Genomic DNA, 13,663 nt, shown 5'->3' with positions numbered 1-13,663 from the left:
GCTCCTCGCTCAGCTCGGCTGACCCTTGAGATACCCGCGCAGGGCGTTGTCCGCCATGATCTGCTGCAGCAGGCTGCCCAGCTGCTGGTTCAGGATGGATTCCAGCTCGGCCATGCTCGGCTCACCCGGACCTTCCTTGCTGGAGGACATGTTGAACTGCTTGGTCAGCTTGCTGCCCTGGAAATCGGCGATCACCTGGAGGCTGACGCGGGACTTGGTGACATAGGTGAAGGTCTTCTCTTCCACCGTGACCGCAGCGCTGGAGATGGCGAGGGTCAGGTTGGTGGTACCGCTGTTGCCCACTTCCAGCCCCTGGCTGCGCAGCCCTTCCGCCAGCTTTTCGGCCAGCAGGTTGTTGAGCGGCTGTTCGCTGTTGACCAGCACGGCAGCCTTCTCTTTCTTCTTGATGGAGAAGACGTAGGCGGCTTCACGCTTGTCCACCCCTTCCAGGGTGATGCGGTTGCCGGAGTAGTACTGCTGATTGGAGGGGATCACCTGCGGGTTGAGCAAGGCGGTCTCCGGCCAGTGAGTCGCACAACCACCCAGCATCAGGGCGGCCAGCAGCAAGAGTGACTTTTTCATCATGGGTTTCCTTTAGCTTTCTGTTTAGCGTTTGATGGCTTTCAAAATAACGAATTTGCTGTTCGACGCAACGACTTGTGCGTTGGCAAACAGGCGCTTGAGCTTGTTGTGATAATCCAGGTGCCGATTGCCTACTATCCAGAGTTCGCCGCCCTTGGGCAACACCCGATGGGCATCGCTGAACATCTGCCAGGCGATATGGTCGGTGATCGTCTGCAACTGGTGGAACGGCGGGTTGCAGAGGATCCGGTCCACCGAGCCGACCGCCACGCCGTCGAGACAGTTGTTGACCAGGAAGTGGGCGCGGGGCAGGGCTGCCGGCAGATTGTGTTCGACGTTGAGCCGGGCCGAGGCGACCGCCATGTGGGACTCGTCGATGAAGGTCACCTCCACCTCGGCGTCCCGTGCCAGCAGGGAGAGCCCCAGCACGCCGTTGCCGCAACCCAGATCGATCACCTTGCGGGCGCTGTGGATCGGCAGGTTGTCGAGCATGAAGCGGGCGCCGATATCCAGGCTGGTGCGTGAAAATACGTTGGCGTGGTTGTGGATGAGCATGTCGGTGCCCTCCAGCGGCCAGACCGTGGGAAAGGGATTGGCCAGCGCGGGCCGTTCGGCAGGTGTAGCGGCCGGGGTGCAGTGAATGAGGCGGGCCTTCTTCCAGGCCAGCGAGGTGCGGGTCGGCCCTAGGTATTTTTCAAACAGCGCCAGAGTGGAGCTGTGGATGTCTTTGGCCTTGCCGGCGGCGATGACGCGGGTAGCGGGGGTGGCCACCTGGCGCAGGGCCAGCAGTTGCTGCTCCAGCAGCGCCTGATATTTGGAGACCTTGATCACCACCAGTGCGGGGGCATCGGGCAGGGGGGCCAGTGCATCCTGCAGGCGGATGGCATGGGGATCCAGGCCGTTCTCCACGAGGTTGGCCAGGGTGGCCCGTTCGCTGATATGGGAGTCGGTCACGCTGACAGGAGCATGGCCGTGCAGGTAGGCGGCCAGCGCGCCGAAGCCGTCGTTCATGATGATGACCGGGCCGTCGCGCTCGAGGGGCTCTTCGGCCAGGGTGTTGATCAGGTACTCGTCTGCGGCGTCCCAGGCCTGCAACGGATCCTGGAACTGGCGTGGATAGCGATACAGGGTCAGGCGACAATGGGCCGTGTCGAGAAGAGTTTGCATAGGCGAAGTGTCCAGCTGATTCATGTAACGGGCGCCGACGGGGCGCAAAGTGGCGCTATTCTAGCGGGGGCGGAGAATTTCACCAGCCCCGGCCGCCACGGCAGCGGGGGAAAAGCGTGCCATTTTCCCGTTCTGGACGATTTCGTCATCCGGCCAACCCTGGCTACAATGGCCGGACATCCACTTTGGGAGTTTTGCTCGTGACCATGCAACAACAGATCGAGGCCAAGCTGGCCGCCGCCTTGTCCCCCAGCCATCTGGAAGTGATCAACGAAAGCTACATGCACCGGGTGGCACCGGGCTCCGAGAGCCACTTCAAGGTGGTGGTGGTGAGCCAGGCGTTTGAAGGACAGCGGCTGCTGGGGCGTCATCGTCAGGTCAACGGAGTGCTGGCCGAAGAGTTGGCAGGGGCCATTCATGCATTGGCGCTGCATACCTATACCGAGCAGGAGTGGCAACAGCGGGAGCAGGCACCGACCACCCCCAGCTGCGTCAGCAAAAACGGCCTCTCCTAAGGCTATTGACGAATTGATTACTCAATCTGCGACTAGTTAACAATTCATAAACGTTTTCCGGTGGCGTCCCGGGCTGTGGAAGGGGACGCCAACCTCCCGCCCTGACATCAAGATTTCTAATCCTTTTTTGAACATAAAAACCATTACCTATTTTTAGGTAATAATGGCTAACTCGAAGCCGCGCCTGAGGTTTCGTGAAAAAAAGCCGCGTGATTAAATTTCGATGATTTTGTGATAGAGCGGGGATTTTCCCCATTTTGCATGGCAGGCAACTTGCCATAAGTGGTAAACTCAGGCGCTTTTGAATGACCCTGTATGTTGCTGATTTGTTTGTTTCTTCGACATCATTCCGCAACATCAACGGGCTCATTCAACAACTCGTCGTGATGTATTTCTCGGCGCTAACCAACCTGTCTTCCCTTAACGGTAGTGCAAGTGAGTATGATTACAATTAAAAGAGGACTGGACATCCCCGTGCTGGGTGCTCCGGAGCAAGTAATCTACGATGGCCCGGCCATCACCCGTGTTGCTACACTCGGCGAAGAGTTCGTGGGGATGCGTCCTACTATGTTTGTCAAAGTAGGTGATCGCGTCATTAAAGGTCAGGAGCTCTTCGAAGATAAGAAGAATCCCGGCGTTAAATTCACGGCCCCCGCCACCGGTGTGGTTTCAGAGATCAACCGGGGTGCCAAGCGCATTCTGCAATCCGTTGTCATCGATATCGATGGGTCCGACGAGCAGGTGACCTTCGAGCACTTTGCGTCTGCCGAGCTGGCCAAGCTCGAGCGCAGCAAGGTGCAGGAGATCCTGGTCGCGTCCGGCCAATGGACCGCGTTGCGTACCCGCCCGTTCAGCAAGGTGCCGGCCGTGGGTTCCACCCCTCGCGCCATCTTCGTCACCGCCATGGACACCAACCCGCTGGCTGCCAGTGCGGAGCTGATCATCAAGGAACAGGCCCAGGCTTTCCTCGACGGTTTGGCCGTGCTGACTCGTCTGACCGATGGCACCGTCTACGTCTGCAAGGGCGAGGCGAGCCTGCCGCACGCTTCCCTGGCGCAAGTCAAGGAAGAGGTGTTCGTCGGCCCGCACCCTGCCGGTCTGCCCGGTACCCACATCCACTTCCTGGACCCGGTTGGTGCCAAGAAAGTGCAGTGGCACATCAACTATCAGGATGTGATCGCCTACGGCAAGCTGTTCACCACCGGTCAGATCTTTACCGACAAGGTGATCGCGCTGGCTGGCCCGAACGTGGTCAAACCGCGTCTGCTGCGCACCCGCATGGGCGCCTGCATCAGCCAGCTGACCAACAACGAGCTGCGTGCGGACGAGAATCGCATCATCTCCGGTTCCCTGCTGAGCGGTGCCAAGGCCGAAGGGGTACATGACTACCTGGGTCGCTACCACAATCAGGTCAGCGTACTGGGTGAAGGTCGCGAGAAAGAGTTCCTGGGTTGGGTCAATCCCAGCGCCAGCAAGTTCTCCATCACCCGTACCACCCTCTCTCACCTGATGAAGGGCAAACTCATCAACTTCACTACCACCACCAACGGTAGTGATCGCTCCATGGTGCCTATCGGCAACTATGAGCGCGTGATGCCGCTCGACATCCTGCCGACCCTGCTGCTGCGGGATCTGGTCTCCGGCGACACCGACAATGCGCAAGCACTCGGCTGTCTGGAGCTGGATGAGGAAGATCTGGCGCTCTGTACCTTCGTCTGCCCCGGCAAGACCGAGTACGGCCCAGTCTTGCGTGAGTGCCTGACCAAGATCGAACTGGAAGGTTAAGCGATGAGTTTCAAGCAACTTCTTGAAAATATGGAACATCACTTCGAGCCGGGTGGCAAGTACGCCAAGTACTATGCCCTGTTCGAAGCGGCGTACACCCTGTTTTATACCCCGGGTTCCGTGACCCGCAATGCCGCCCACGTCCGTGATGCGATCGATCTGAAGCGCATGATGATCATGGTGTGGCTGGCCGTGTTCCCGGCCATGTTCTGGGGCATGTACAACGTCGGCAACCAATCCATCGCCGCCATCGCCCATCTGGGCACGGCTGCCGGTGCCGACACCTGGCAATACACCATCGCCACCCTGCTGGGCGCTTCGCTGGATCCGGCCGTTGCCGGCATCGGCAGCAAGATGCTGATCGGTGCTGCCCACTTCCTGCCCATCTACCTGACCGTGTTCCTGGTGGGTGGTTTCTGGGAAGTGCTGTTCGCCATGGTGCGCAAGCATGAGATCAACGAAGGTTTCTTCGTGACCTCCATCCTGTTCGCGCTGATCGTGCCGCCCGAGCTGCCCCTGTGGCAAGCTGCCCTGGGTATCACCTTCGGTGTGGTGCTGGCCAAGGAAGTGTTCGGTGGTACCGGCAAGAACTTCCTGAACCCGGCGCTGGCGGGTCGTGCCTTCCTGTTCTTCGCCTATCCGGGCCAGATCTCCGGTGATGCAGTCTGGGTTGCCGTCGACGGCTACTCGGGTGCCACCGCGCTGAGCCAGTGGGCCCAGGGCGGCCAGATGGCGCTGATCAACGGTGCCACCGGCCAGACCATCAGCTGGATGGATGCTTTCCTTGGCAACCTGCCCGGTTCCATCGGTGAAGTCTCCACCCTGATGATCCTCATCGGTGCGGCCATGATCGTCTACATGCGGATCGCCTCCTGGCGCATCATCGCCGGTGTGATGATCGGCATGGTTGCGACCTCCCTGCTGTTCAACGTCATCGGTTCCGATACCAACCCCATGTTCAACATGCCGTGGCACTGGCATCTGGTGCTGGGCGGCTTCGCCTTTGGTATGGCCTTCATGGCGACCGATCCGGTCTCCGCTGCCTTCACCAACAAGGGCAAGTGGTGGTATGGCGCCCTGATCGGGGTGATGGTGGTGCTGATCCGGGTGGTGAACCCCGCCTTCCCGGAAGGCATGATGCTGGCCATTCTGTTTGCCAACCTGTTTGCCCCCTTGTTTGACCATTTCGTGGCGCAGGCGAACATCAAGCGGAGGATCGCTCGTGGCGTTTAATAAAGACTCTACTGTCGGCACCCTCACCATAGTGACCGGTCTGTGCCTGGTCTGCTCCATCGTGGTCTCCGTGGCCGCCGTGGGACTGCGTCCGGCCCAGCTGGAAAACCGGGCGCTGGACAAGCAAAGCAACATTCTGTCCGTCGCCGGTGTCGACATCAGCAGCGTGGCCAAGCGCGATCTGGCCCAGCTGTACGGTGACAAGATTGAAGCGCGTCTGGTCGATTTGACTACCGGTGAGTTCGTTGACGGCGATGCCGACAACTTCGATACCAAGCTGGCGGCAAAAGACCCGGCCAAGAGCATTCGTCTGGCCCCGGTCGACGACAAGGCCGGCCTGCGTCAGATCTCCAAACTGATCCCGGTGTTCTTCGCCAAAGATGCCGAGGGCAAGGTCGACAACATCATCCTGCCGATCTACGGCCAGGGTCTGTGGTCCACCATGTACGCCTTCGTGGCAGTCGCGGCCGATGGCCAGACCATCAAGGGCATCACCTACTATGACCACGGTGAAACCCCGGGTCTGGGCGGCGAGATCGAAAATCCGGCCTGGCGCGAGCTGTTCGTCGGCAAGAAGCTGTTCGATCAGGATGGCATGCCGGCACTGCGGGTGATCAAGGGTCATGCTCCGGCTGGTTCCGAGCATGAGATCGACGGCCTGTCCGGCGCGACCCTGACCGGTAACGGCGTACAGCATACCTTCGACTTCTGGATGGGTCCCAAGGGCTTCGGTCCTTTCCTGGCCAAGGTTCGTGCAGGAGAAATCAACAATGGCTGACAAGAGCGAAATGAAAAAGTTGCTGTTGACGCCTGTGCTCGGCAACAACCCCATCGCACTGCAGGTGCTGGGGGTCTGTTCCGCGCTGGCCGTTACCAGCCAGATGAAGACGGCGTTCGTGATGACGCTGGCCGTTACCGCGGTCACCGCCTTCTCCAACCTGTTCATCTCCCTGATCCGCAACCAGATCCCGAACAGCGTGCGGATCATCGCCCAGATGGCGGTGATTGCCTCGCTGGTTATCGTGGTTGACCAGGTGCTCAAGGCGTATGCCTACGACATCTCCAAGCAGCTGTCGGTGTTCGTCGGCCTCATCATCACCAACTGTATCGTGATGGGGCGTGCCGAAGCCTATGCCATGAAGAGTGCCCCGCTGCCCTCCTTCCTGGACGGTATCGGCAACGGCCTGGGTTATGGCGCCGTGCTGCTGACCGTGGCCACCGTGCGTGAAATCCTGGGCTCCGGTACCTGGTTTGGCATCGAACTGCTGCCGCTGGTGAACAATGGCGGCTGGTATGTGCCCAACGGCCTGCTGCTGCTGCCGCCGAGTGCGTTCTTCATCATTGGTCTGATCATCTGGGGCGTACGCACCAAGGATCCCAAGCAGGTGGAGGCGAAGGATTAAGGTATGGAACACTATATCAGTCTGTTGATTCGCTCGATCTTCATCGAGAACCTGGCGCTCTCCTTCTTCCTGGGGATGTGTACCTTCCTGGCGGTGTCCAAGAAGGTCAAGACCGCCATGGGCCTGGGGATCGCCGTTATCGTGGTTCAGACCGTGGCCGTCCCGGCCAACAACCTGATCTACAACTACGTCCTCAAGGACGGTGCTCTGGTTTCCGGCCTGGATCTCAGCTTCCTGAGCTTCATCACCTTCATCGGGGTGATCGCGGCACTGGTGCAGATCCTGGAGATGGCGCTGGACAAGTACTTCCCGGCTCTCTACAACGCGCTCGGTATCTTCCTGCCGCTCATCACCGTGAACTGCGCCATCTTCGGTGGCGTCTCCTTCATGGTACAGCGTGACTACAACTTCGTTGAGTCCGTGGTCTATGGCGTGGGTTCGGGTGCCGGCTGGATGCTTGCCATCGTCGCGATGGCGGGGATCCGCGAGAAGATGAAGTATTCCGATGTTCCGGAAGGCCTGCGCGGCCTCGGCATCACCTTCATCACCGCGGGTCTGATGGCGCTGGGCTTCATGTCCTTCTCTGGTATTTCCCTGTAATCGGAAAGGAAATATAGATGGAAATTATTCTGGGTGTGGTCATGTTCACCGTGATCCTGCTGGCCTTGGTGGCAGTTATTCTGTTCGCCAAGTCCAAGCTGGTGACCGCCGGTGACGTGACAATCAGCATCAACGGCGACCCGGCCAAGGCTGTGACCAGCCCGGCGGGTGGCAAGCTGCTCGGCGTGCTGGCCGGCAGCGGTATCTTCGTCTCCTCCGCCTGCGGCGGCGGCGGCTCCTGTGGTCAGTGCAAGGTACGGGTAAAATCCGGCGGCGGCGATATCCTGCCGACCGAGCTGGATCACATCAGCAAGGGCGAAGCCCGTCACGGCGAGCGTCTGGCCTGTCAGGTCACCGTTCGTTCCGACATGGACATCGAACTGCCGGAAGAGATCTTCGGGGTGAAGAAGTGGGACTGTACCGTCATTTCCAATGACAACAAGGCCACCTTCATCAAGGAGCTCAAGCTGCAGATCCCGGATGGCGAGAGCGTACCGTTCCGCGCCGGTGGTTATATCCAGATCGAAGCGCCGGCTCACCACGTGCAGTACAAGAACTTCGATATTCCCGAGGAGTATCGCGGTGACTGGGATCGCTTCAAGATCTTCGAGCTGGAGTCCAAGGTCAACGAGCCGATCATCCGTGCCTACTCTATGGCCAACTATCCGGAAGAGTTCGGCATCATCATGCTGAACGTGCGGATCGCGACCCCGCCGCCGAGCAACTGGACGGCCCCTCCCGGCCAAATGTCCTCCTACATCTTCAGCCTGAAGGCTGGCGACAAGGTGACCATCTCCGGTCCGTTCGGCGAGTTCTTCGCCAAGGACACCGATGCCGAGATGGTGTTCATCGGTGGTGGTGCCGGTATGGCGCCGATGCGTTCCCACATCTTCGATCAGCTGCGCCGTCTGAAGACCAAGCGCAAGATGAGCTTCTGGTACGGTGCCCGTTCCAAGCGCGAGATGTTCTATGTCGAAGACTTCGACATGCTGCAGGCCGAGAACGACAACTTCCAGTGGCACGTCGCCCTGTCCGATCCGCAACCGGAAGACAACTGGGACGGCTACACCGGCTTCATCCACAACGTGCTGTTCGAGAACTATCTCAAGAACCACGAGGCGCCGGAAGATTGCGAGTTCTATATGTGCGGGCCTCCCGTGATGAACGCTGCCGTCATCAACATGCTGAAAAACCTCGGTGTTGAAGACGAAAACATCCTGCTGGATGACTTTGGTGGTTAATCAATGCACAGTGTTGTAAAGACCTGGCTAGCCTTCGGGCTAGCCTTTTTCTTGACTGGGTGCGGTCAGGAACAAACGGTCCAATCGAAGCCGGAGATCCACATCACCGGCAGCACCATGGGTACCTATTACTCCATCAAGGTGGCGGACAGCGTCATCACGGATCCCGCCAAGTTCCAGGCCGAAGTCGATGTGCTGCTGGAGCGGGTCAACGATCAGATGTCGACCTACCGCCCGGATTCCGAGCTGTCGCGCTTCAACCAGCATCGCGGCTCAACGCCGGTGGTGGTCTCCCGCGATACCGCGCGGGTGGTGACCGAGGCCATTCACATTGGCCGTGAGAGCCGCGGGGCGCTGGACGTCACCGTCGGCCCCTTGGTCAATCTGTGGGGCTTCGGGCCCGATGCCAGACCGACCAAGATGCCCTCCGACGAGCTGATCACCCAGACCCGCCAGAAGACCGGGCTCGGCAATCTGCACGTGATCACCTCGGCCGATGCCGATACCCTGCAAAAGGACATCCCGGATCTCTATGTGGATCTCTCCGCCATCGCCAAGGGCTTTGGGGTCGACAAGGTGGCCGAGTATCTGGAGTCCATGGGCTCGCGCAACTATCTGGTGGAGATCGGTGGCGAGCTGCGGATCAACGGCGTCAACGGCAAGGGGCACCCCTGGCGCGTCGCCATCGAGAAGCCGACCGCCAACGCCGGTTCGGTGCAGGAAGTGATCGTGGCCGGTGACAACGGGGTGGCTACCTCGGGCGAGTACCGCAACTATTACGAGCTGGACGGCAAGCGCTTCTCCCACACCATCGATCCCATGACCGGCAAGCCGATCCAGCATCGGATGGTGTCGGTGACCGTCATTCACCCCTCCTGCATGACCGCAGACGGGCTGGCGACCGTGTTCATGGTGCTCGGGCCCGAGAAGAGCCTGGCCTATGCCAAGGAGCGGGGCTTGGCTATCTTTGTGATCACCAAGACGGATGATGGCTTCGAGGAGTCTTACTCCGATGCCTTCAAACAGTATCTGGTTAGAAAATAAGGGGCGGTAACATGCAGATTTTTTTGATCACCTTCGGGGTATTTCTGGCGGTAGTGGTGGCCATGGCCATCGGTTACATCTTCCAGAAGAAGACCATCTCCGGCTCCTGCGGCGGGCTCGGCAGCATAGGTATCGAAAAAGAGTGTGATTGTCCGGAACCCTGTGACAACCGCAAGAAGAAGATGGCCAAGGAAGAGGCCCGTCGCAAGATGCTGGCGGAGAACCGGATCATCTGAGCGGACAGGGCGCCGAGTTGTCCTCGACCCCGTACCGGATAAGCGACGGGCTGACCTGATGGTCAGCCCGTTTTTTTTTTGCAAAAGGCTCAGTAGTCGTATTGCTGGCAGGCTTTCTTTTTGAACTCGTCCCGCCAGCGTGCCAGCTCCTCCCGGGTGCCCAGCTCGTCGCCCTGTTTGATGGCCTGTTCCAGCGCCGCGATGCGGTCATACAGCCAGCTGCATTCGGCGGTCGGGTTGTCCTTGCTGCTGCCCGGCTGTGCCAGCAGGCAGAGCCCCAATCCCAGCCAACCTATCTTCATCTCACCCTCCTTGCATGATGCGCTAACCAATGGTGCCTTAAGAGTCTATATCTGACCCTCATTTCATGCCGATGGCAGAAATGGCAGCACTGGGTTAGCATAGGCAGGTTACCTGTTTATTCGTACAGTGGTATGCGCAAGATCATTCACATCGACATGGACTGCTTCTATGCCGCGGTAGAGATGCGGGACAACCCGGCCCTGCGCGAGGTGCCGCTGGCCATCGGCGGCTCGGCGGACAGGCGCGGCGTCATCTCGACCTGCAACTATGTGGCGCGCCGCTTCGGGGTGCGCTCCGCCATGCCGAGCGGTCTGGCACGCAAGCTCTGCCCGCCGCTGGTGCTCATTCCCGGCCGGATGGCGGTCTACAAGGAGGTTTCCCGCCAGCTGCGGGCCATCTTCCTGCGCTACACCGAGCAGGTGGAGCCGCTCTCCCTCGATGAGGCCTATCTCGACGTGACGATGAGCCCCTGCTGTGGCGGCAGTGCCACCCTGATGGCGGCGGAGATCCGCGCCGCGATCAGCACCGAGCTGGGGCTGACCGCCTCGGCCGGGGTGGCGCCGAACAAGTTTCTGGCCAAGCTCGCCTCCGAGCAGCGCAAGCCGGACGGCCTGTTCGTGATCCGCCCGCAGGAGGTGGATGAGTTCGTGCGCCAGCTGCCGCTTGGCAAGTTGCCCGGCATCGGTCGCAAGACCGCGGATCGGCTGGAGTCGCTCGGCCTTTACTCCTGCGAAGATGCCCGCCAGCTCGGCAACGAGGAGCTGATCGCCCGTTTCGGCAAGCTCGGGGAGATGCTGGCCGGGCGGATCTGGGGCCACGACGAGCAGCCGGTGCAGGCCCAGCGGGTGCGCAAGACCATCGGGGTGGAGACGACGTTCGCCAGCGACGTGCTGGATGAGGCCGCCTGCTGGCAGGTGCTCAGCCAGCTCATCCCCGAGCTGGAGCAGCGTTTCTCGGTCAGCCACGGCAAGGATCAGCTGATGGGGCAGGGGATCAAGCTCAAGTTCGCCGATTTTCAGCAGACCACCGTCTACCGGCGCGGCGGTTACCAGCCGGAGCGGTTTCACGATCTGCTGCACGAAGGCTTGCTGCGGGCGCAGGGCAAACCCATTCGGCTACTGGGATTGGTGGTCGGCCTGCCCGCAGCCGGTGAAGTGAACCAACTTGCCCTGGATTTAGCGTGATAAGGTTAAGTTTTTGTTTCTAAAACCGATACACTGATCACATCTGTAAAAAGCTAGGAAATGGTGGCATGAGTTCTCTTTCTGTTCAGGGGCGGATCACCCTGATCGCCGGTTGTTGTTTGTTGGCCAGTGCCGGAGTCTTGGTGGCCTCTTCCCTCTTCAGTGCTGCCAACATGCAGGATCAGGTGCTGACTTCCACCACGGCGGAAGCCCAGAGTGCGGCCGAAAACTGGATGAAGGCGATGGGTTCGGAGCAGGCGGCCAAGGTGACCAGCTATCTGGACGAGGCCTACTTCCGGGCCACCCTGCTGGGGCAGGGGATCCTGTTCCAGCGCAAGAATGCGGCCGACAACTTCGGCTCCTCCGAAACGCTGCGTACCGCCGTCAATCAGCAGCTGCACGATGCGGCCGCTTCCTCTGACAACCTGCTCGGCGTCTATGCGGTGTTCGAGCCGGATCAGCTCGACGGTGAAGACAGCAACTATCATGGCTCCAGCGCACTGGGCTCCAACGATCAGGGCCGTTTCTCCACCTATTGGGCGCGGGTCGACGGCAAGATAGAACCCGAGGTACAAAACGAATCCGTGCTGGCGGACGAGAGTCCGACGGCGGCCGGCGGGGTGGAGAACGAGTGGTATCGCTGCAGCATCCGCAGCAAGGCGCTCTGCCTGCTGGAACCCTACCTCGATGATGTGGGCTCGCAGAAGGTGTTGATGACCTCGGTGACTGTGCCCCTGCTGGAGCAAGAGAAGCTGCTCGGCATGGTCGGCGTGGATATCTCGCTGACCGCGCTGCAAAGCCTGGTCAAGGAGATGGATCAGGAGCTCTACGAGGGGCAGGGTAAGGTGCTGCTGGTCAGCAGCCAGGGCCGTGTCGCCGGCGTGGACGGCTTTGACGTCACCCTGGGCAGCCCGCTCGGCCAGCAGTATCAGACCCTGGCCGGCGAGCTGCAAGGTTGGCTGGGTCAGGGGCAGGTCAGCAGCCGCTGGAGTCCCGACGGGACCCTGCTACAGACCTTCGTGCCGGTCAAGATGCGGGGCACCGAGCAGAAATGGGGCATCTACATCGAACTGCCGCGCAGCGTGGTGTTGGCGTCGGCCCTCCAACTGCAGGACGACCTCTCCGGTCAGGCCAGCCGCAGCGTGATGACCCAGCTGCTCATCGGCAGCCTCATCTCGGCGGTCGCGCTGATCTGCATCTGGCTAATGGCCCACCAGATAGTGGCCCCCATCCGCGCCGTGGTCGCCCGCCTCAAGGACATTGCCAGTGGCGAGGGGGATCTCACCCAGCGCATCGAGCTGCGCCGTGACGACGAGATTGGCGAGCTGGCCAAGTGGTTCAACAGCTTCCTCAACAAACTGCAGAGCACCATCAGCCAGGTGATCGATACTGTCGCCGGCACCCGGGCCAGCGCCGAACAGGCCGCCAGCGTCGCCGAGCGTACCAGTGCCGGCATGCAGGCCCAGTATCAGGAGGTGGATCTGGTGGCGACCGCGTTCGAGGAGCTGAGCGCCACCGCCCTCCAGGTAGCGGGTAATGCCAACTCGGCGGTGGCCGCGGCCAACCAGGCCGATACGGCGGCGCAGGAGGGCAAGTACGTGGTGGCCGATACCCAGGAGGCGATGCGCAAGCTGATGGCGGTGATCAGCGACGCCAAGCCGGTGGTGGAGCACCTGTCGGCCAACAGCGAGAACATCAACGACATCCTGGTGGTGATCCAGGGGATCGCCGAGCAGACCAACCTGCTGGCGCTCAATGCTGCCATCGAGGCGGCGCGGGCCGGTGAGCAGGGCCGTGGCTTTGCGGTGGTAGCGGACGAGGTGCGCAATCTGGCGGGTCGCACCCAGAACGCCATCGTCGAGATCCAGACCCTCATCGGCCAGCTGCAGTCCGGTACCGAGGCCGTGGTGAAGGCGATCATGACTGGCCACAGCCAGGCGGATCTGACGCTCACCAAGGTGGATCTGTCGGTCAGCGTGCTGGAGCAGATCATCCACGCGGTGGCGACCATCCATCAGATGAACGAGCAGATTGCCAGGGCGGCGCAGGAGCAGAGCGGGGTGGCGGACGAGATCAATCGCAACGTCAGCAACATTCGCGACGTGAGCCACACCATCCGTGCCGAGGCGGCCAGCTCCGCCGAAAACGGTCGCGAGTTGTCGGCGCTGGCCGACAAGCAGCAGCAACTGGTAGGGCAGTTCAAGGTATAGGGATAAGAAAAAAGGCGCCATCCAACCGGAGGCGCCAAACACATTCAGATGACAGACTGGGTTAAATCGGTCCGATTTAAACCCCTCTTCCCGCAGAGGAAGAAACACAACACCACAATCGCAGTCCAGTGACTCACAAAAATCACATGTAAACCAACAT

The 13,663-nt window shown here is 60.5% G+C and carries 14 protein-coding genes; 11 read left to right on the top strand and 3 right to left on the bottom strand.

Annotation, left to right across the window (positions count from 1 at the left end; translation table 11 throughout):
* Positions 1–9: 9 nt before the first annotated feature.
* Entirely contained in the window at positions 10–582 is a 573-nt protein-coding gene (locus tag OKC44_RS03375) for a YajG family lipoprotein (RefSeq protein WP_011705058.1), read from the bottom strand.
* Positions 583–606: 24 nt separating this feature from the next.
* Positions 607–1,749 (bottom strand): methyltransferase, encoded by a 1,143-nt coding sequence (locus OKC44_RS03370; RefSeq protein ID WP_270811037.1) that lies wholly within the window; start codon positions 1,747–1,749, stop codon positions 607–609.
* A 206-nt stretch (positions 1,750–1,955) separates the two neighbouring features.
* On the opposite strand from OKC44_RS03370, the gene OKC44_RS03365 reads away from it, so the two are divergent.
* From OKC44_RS03365 to nqrM, 9 genes are all read left to right on the top strand, one after another.
* On the top strand, positions 1,956–2,264 hold the full coding sequence (locus tag OKC44_RS03365; RefSeq protein ID WP_011705060.1) for a BolA family protein: 309 nt from the start codon (positions 1,956–1,958) through the stop codon (positions 2,262–2,264).
* A gap of 441 nt (positions 2,265–2,705) precedes the next feature.
* The gene (locus OKC44_RS03360) at positions 2,706–4,049 is read left to right on the top strand and encodes a Na(+)-translocating NADH-quinone reductase subunit A (protein WP_011705061.1); all 1,344 of its coding nucleotides are present in this window, start codon (positions 2,706–2,708) and stop codon (positions 4,047–4,049) included.
* 3 nt (positions 4,050–4,052) lie between these two features.
* Positions 4,053–5,282, top strand: a complete 1,230-nt coding sequence (locus OKC44_RS03355; protein WP_011705062.1) for an NADH:ubiquinone reductase (Na(+)-transporting) subunit B — start codon at positions 4,053–4,055, stop codon at positions 5,280–5,282.
* Positions 5,272–6,060 (top strand): Na(+)-translocating NADH-quinone reductase subunit C, encoded by a 789-nt coding sequence (locus OKC44_RS03350; RefSeq protein ID WP_270811035.1) that lies wholly within the window; start codon positions 5,272–5,274, stop codon positions 6,058–6,060. The genes OKC44_RS03355 and OKC44_RS03350 overlap by 11 nt, the downstream gene beginning before the upstream one ends.
* A complete protein-coding gene (locus tag OKC44_RS03345) occupies positions 6,053–6,685 on the top strand; it encodes an NADH:ubiquinone reductase (Na(+)-transporting) subunit D (RefSeq protein ID WP_005303545.1) in 633 nt (210 codons plus the stop codon). Before OKC44_RS03350 ends, OKC44_RS03345 begins: the two co-directional genes overlap by 8 nt.
* 3 nt (positions 6,686–6,688) lie before the next feature.
* Positions 6,689–7,285, top strand: coding sequence for an NADH:ubiquinone reductase (Na(+)-transporting) subunit E (gene nqrE, locus OKC44_RS03340; protein ID WP_005303538.1), 597 nt, complete (start codon positions 6,689–6,691; stop codon positions 7,283–7,285).
* A gap of 17 nt (positions 7,286–7,302) precedes the next feature.
* Positions 7,303–8,526, top strand: a complete 1,224-nt coding sequence (gene nqrF, locus OKC44_RS03335; RefSeq protein WP_011705064.1) for an NADH:ubiquinone reductase (Na(+)-transporting) subunit F — start codon at positions 7,303–7,305, stop codon at positions 8,524–8,526.
* Between the two features lie 3 nt (positions 8,527–8,529).
* The gene (locus OKC44_RS03330) at positions 8,530–9,570 is read left to right on the top strand and encodes an FAD:protein FMN transferase ApbE (protein ID WP_011705065.1); all 1,041 of its coding nucleotides are present in this window, start codon (positions 8,530–8,532) and stop codon (positions 9,568–9,570) included.
* An 11-nt stretch (positions 9,571–9,581) separates the two neighbouring features.
* Entirely contained in the window at positions 9,582–9,806 is a 225-nt protein-coding gene (gene nqrM, locus OKC44_RS03325) for a (Na+)-NQR maturation NqrM (RefSeq protein WP_011705066.1), read from the top strand.
* Positions 9,807–9,895: 89 nt separating this feature from the next.
* Here the strand turns inward: nqrM and OKC44_RS03320 are convergent, their stop codons facing one another.
* The gene (locus OKC44_RS03320; RefSeq protein WP_065476210.1) at positions 9,896–10,108 is read right to left on the bottom strand and encodes a hypothetical protein; all 213 of its coding nucleotides are present in this window, start codon (positions 10,106–10,108) and stop codon (positions 9,896–9,898) included.
* 132 nt (positions 10,109–10,240) lie between these two features.
* On the opposite strand from OKC44_RS03320, the gene dinB reads away from it, so the two are divergent.
* Positions 10,241–11,293 (top strand): DNA polymerase IV, encoded by a 1,053-nt coding sequence (gene dinB / locus OKC44_RS03315; protein WP_270811032.1) that lies wholly within the window; start codon positions 10,241–10,243, stop codon positions 11,291–11,293.
* Between the two features lie 68 nt (positions 11,294–11,361).
* On the top strand, positions 11,362–13,503 hold the full coding sequence (locus OKC44_RS03310; RefSeq protein WP_270811030.1) for a methyl-accepting chemotaxis protein: 2,142 nt from the start codon (positions 11,362–11,364) through the stop codon (positions 13,501–13,503).
* Positions 13,504–13,663 lie beyond the last annotated feature (160 nt).

The organism is Aeromonas sp. S41-2 (genome assembly GCF_027705845.1).
In the GTDB taxonomy this organism is placed as follows: domain Bacteria; phylum Pseudomonadota; class Gammaproteobacteria; order Enterobacterales; family Aeromonadaceae; genus Aeromonas; species Aeromonas hydrophila.
This window is presented reverse-complemented; position numbering and strand designations above follow the sequence as displayed.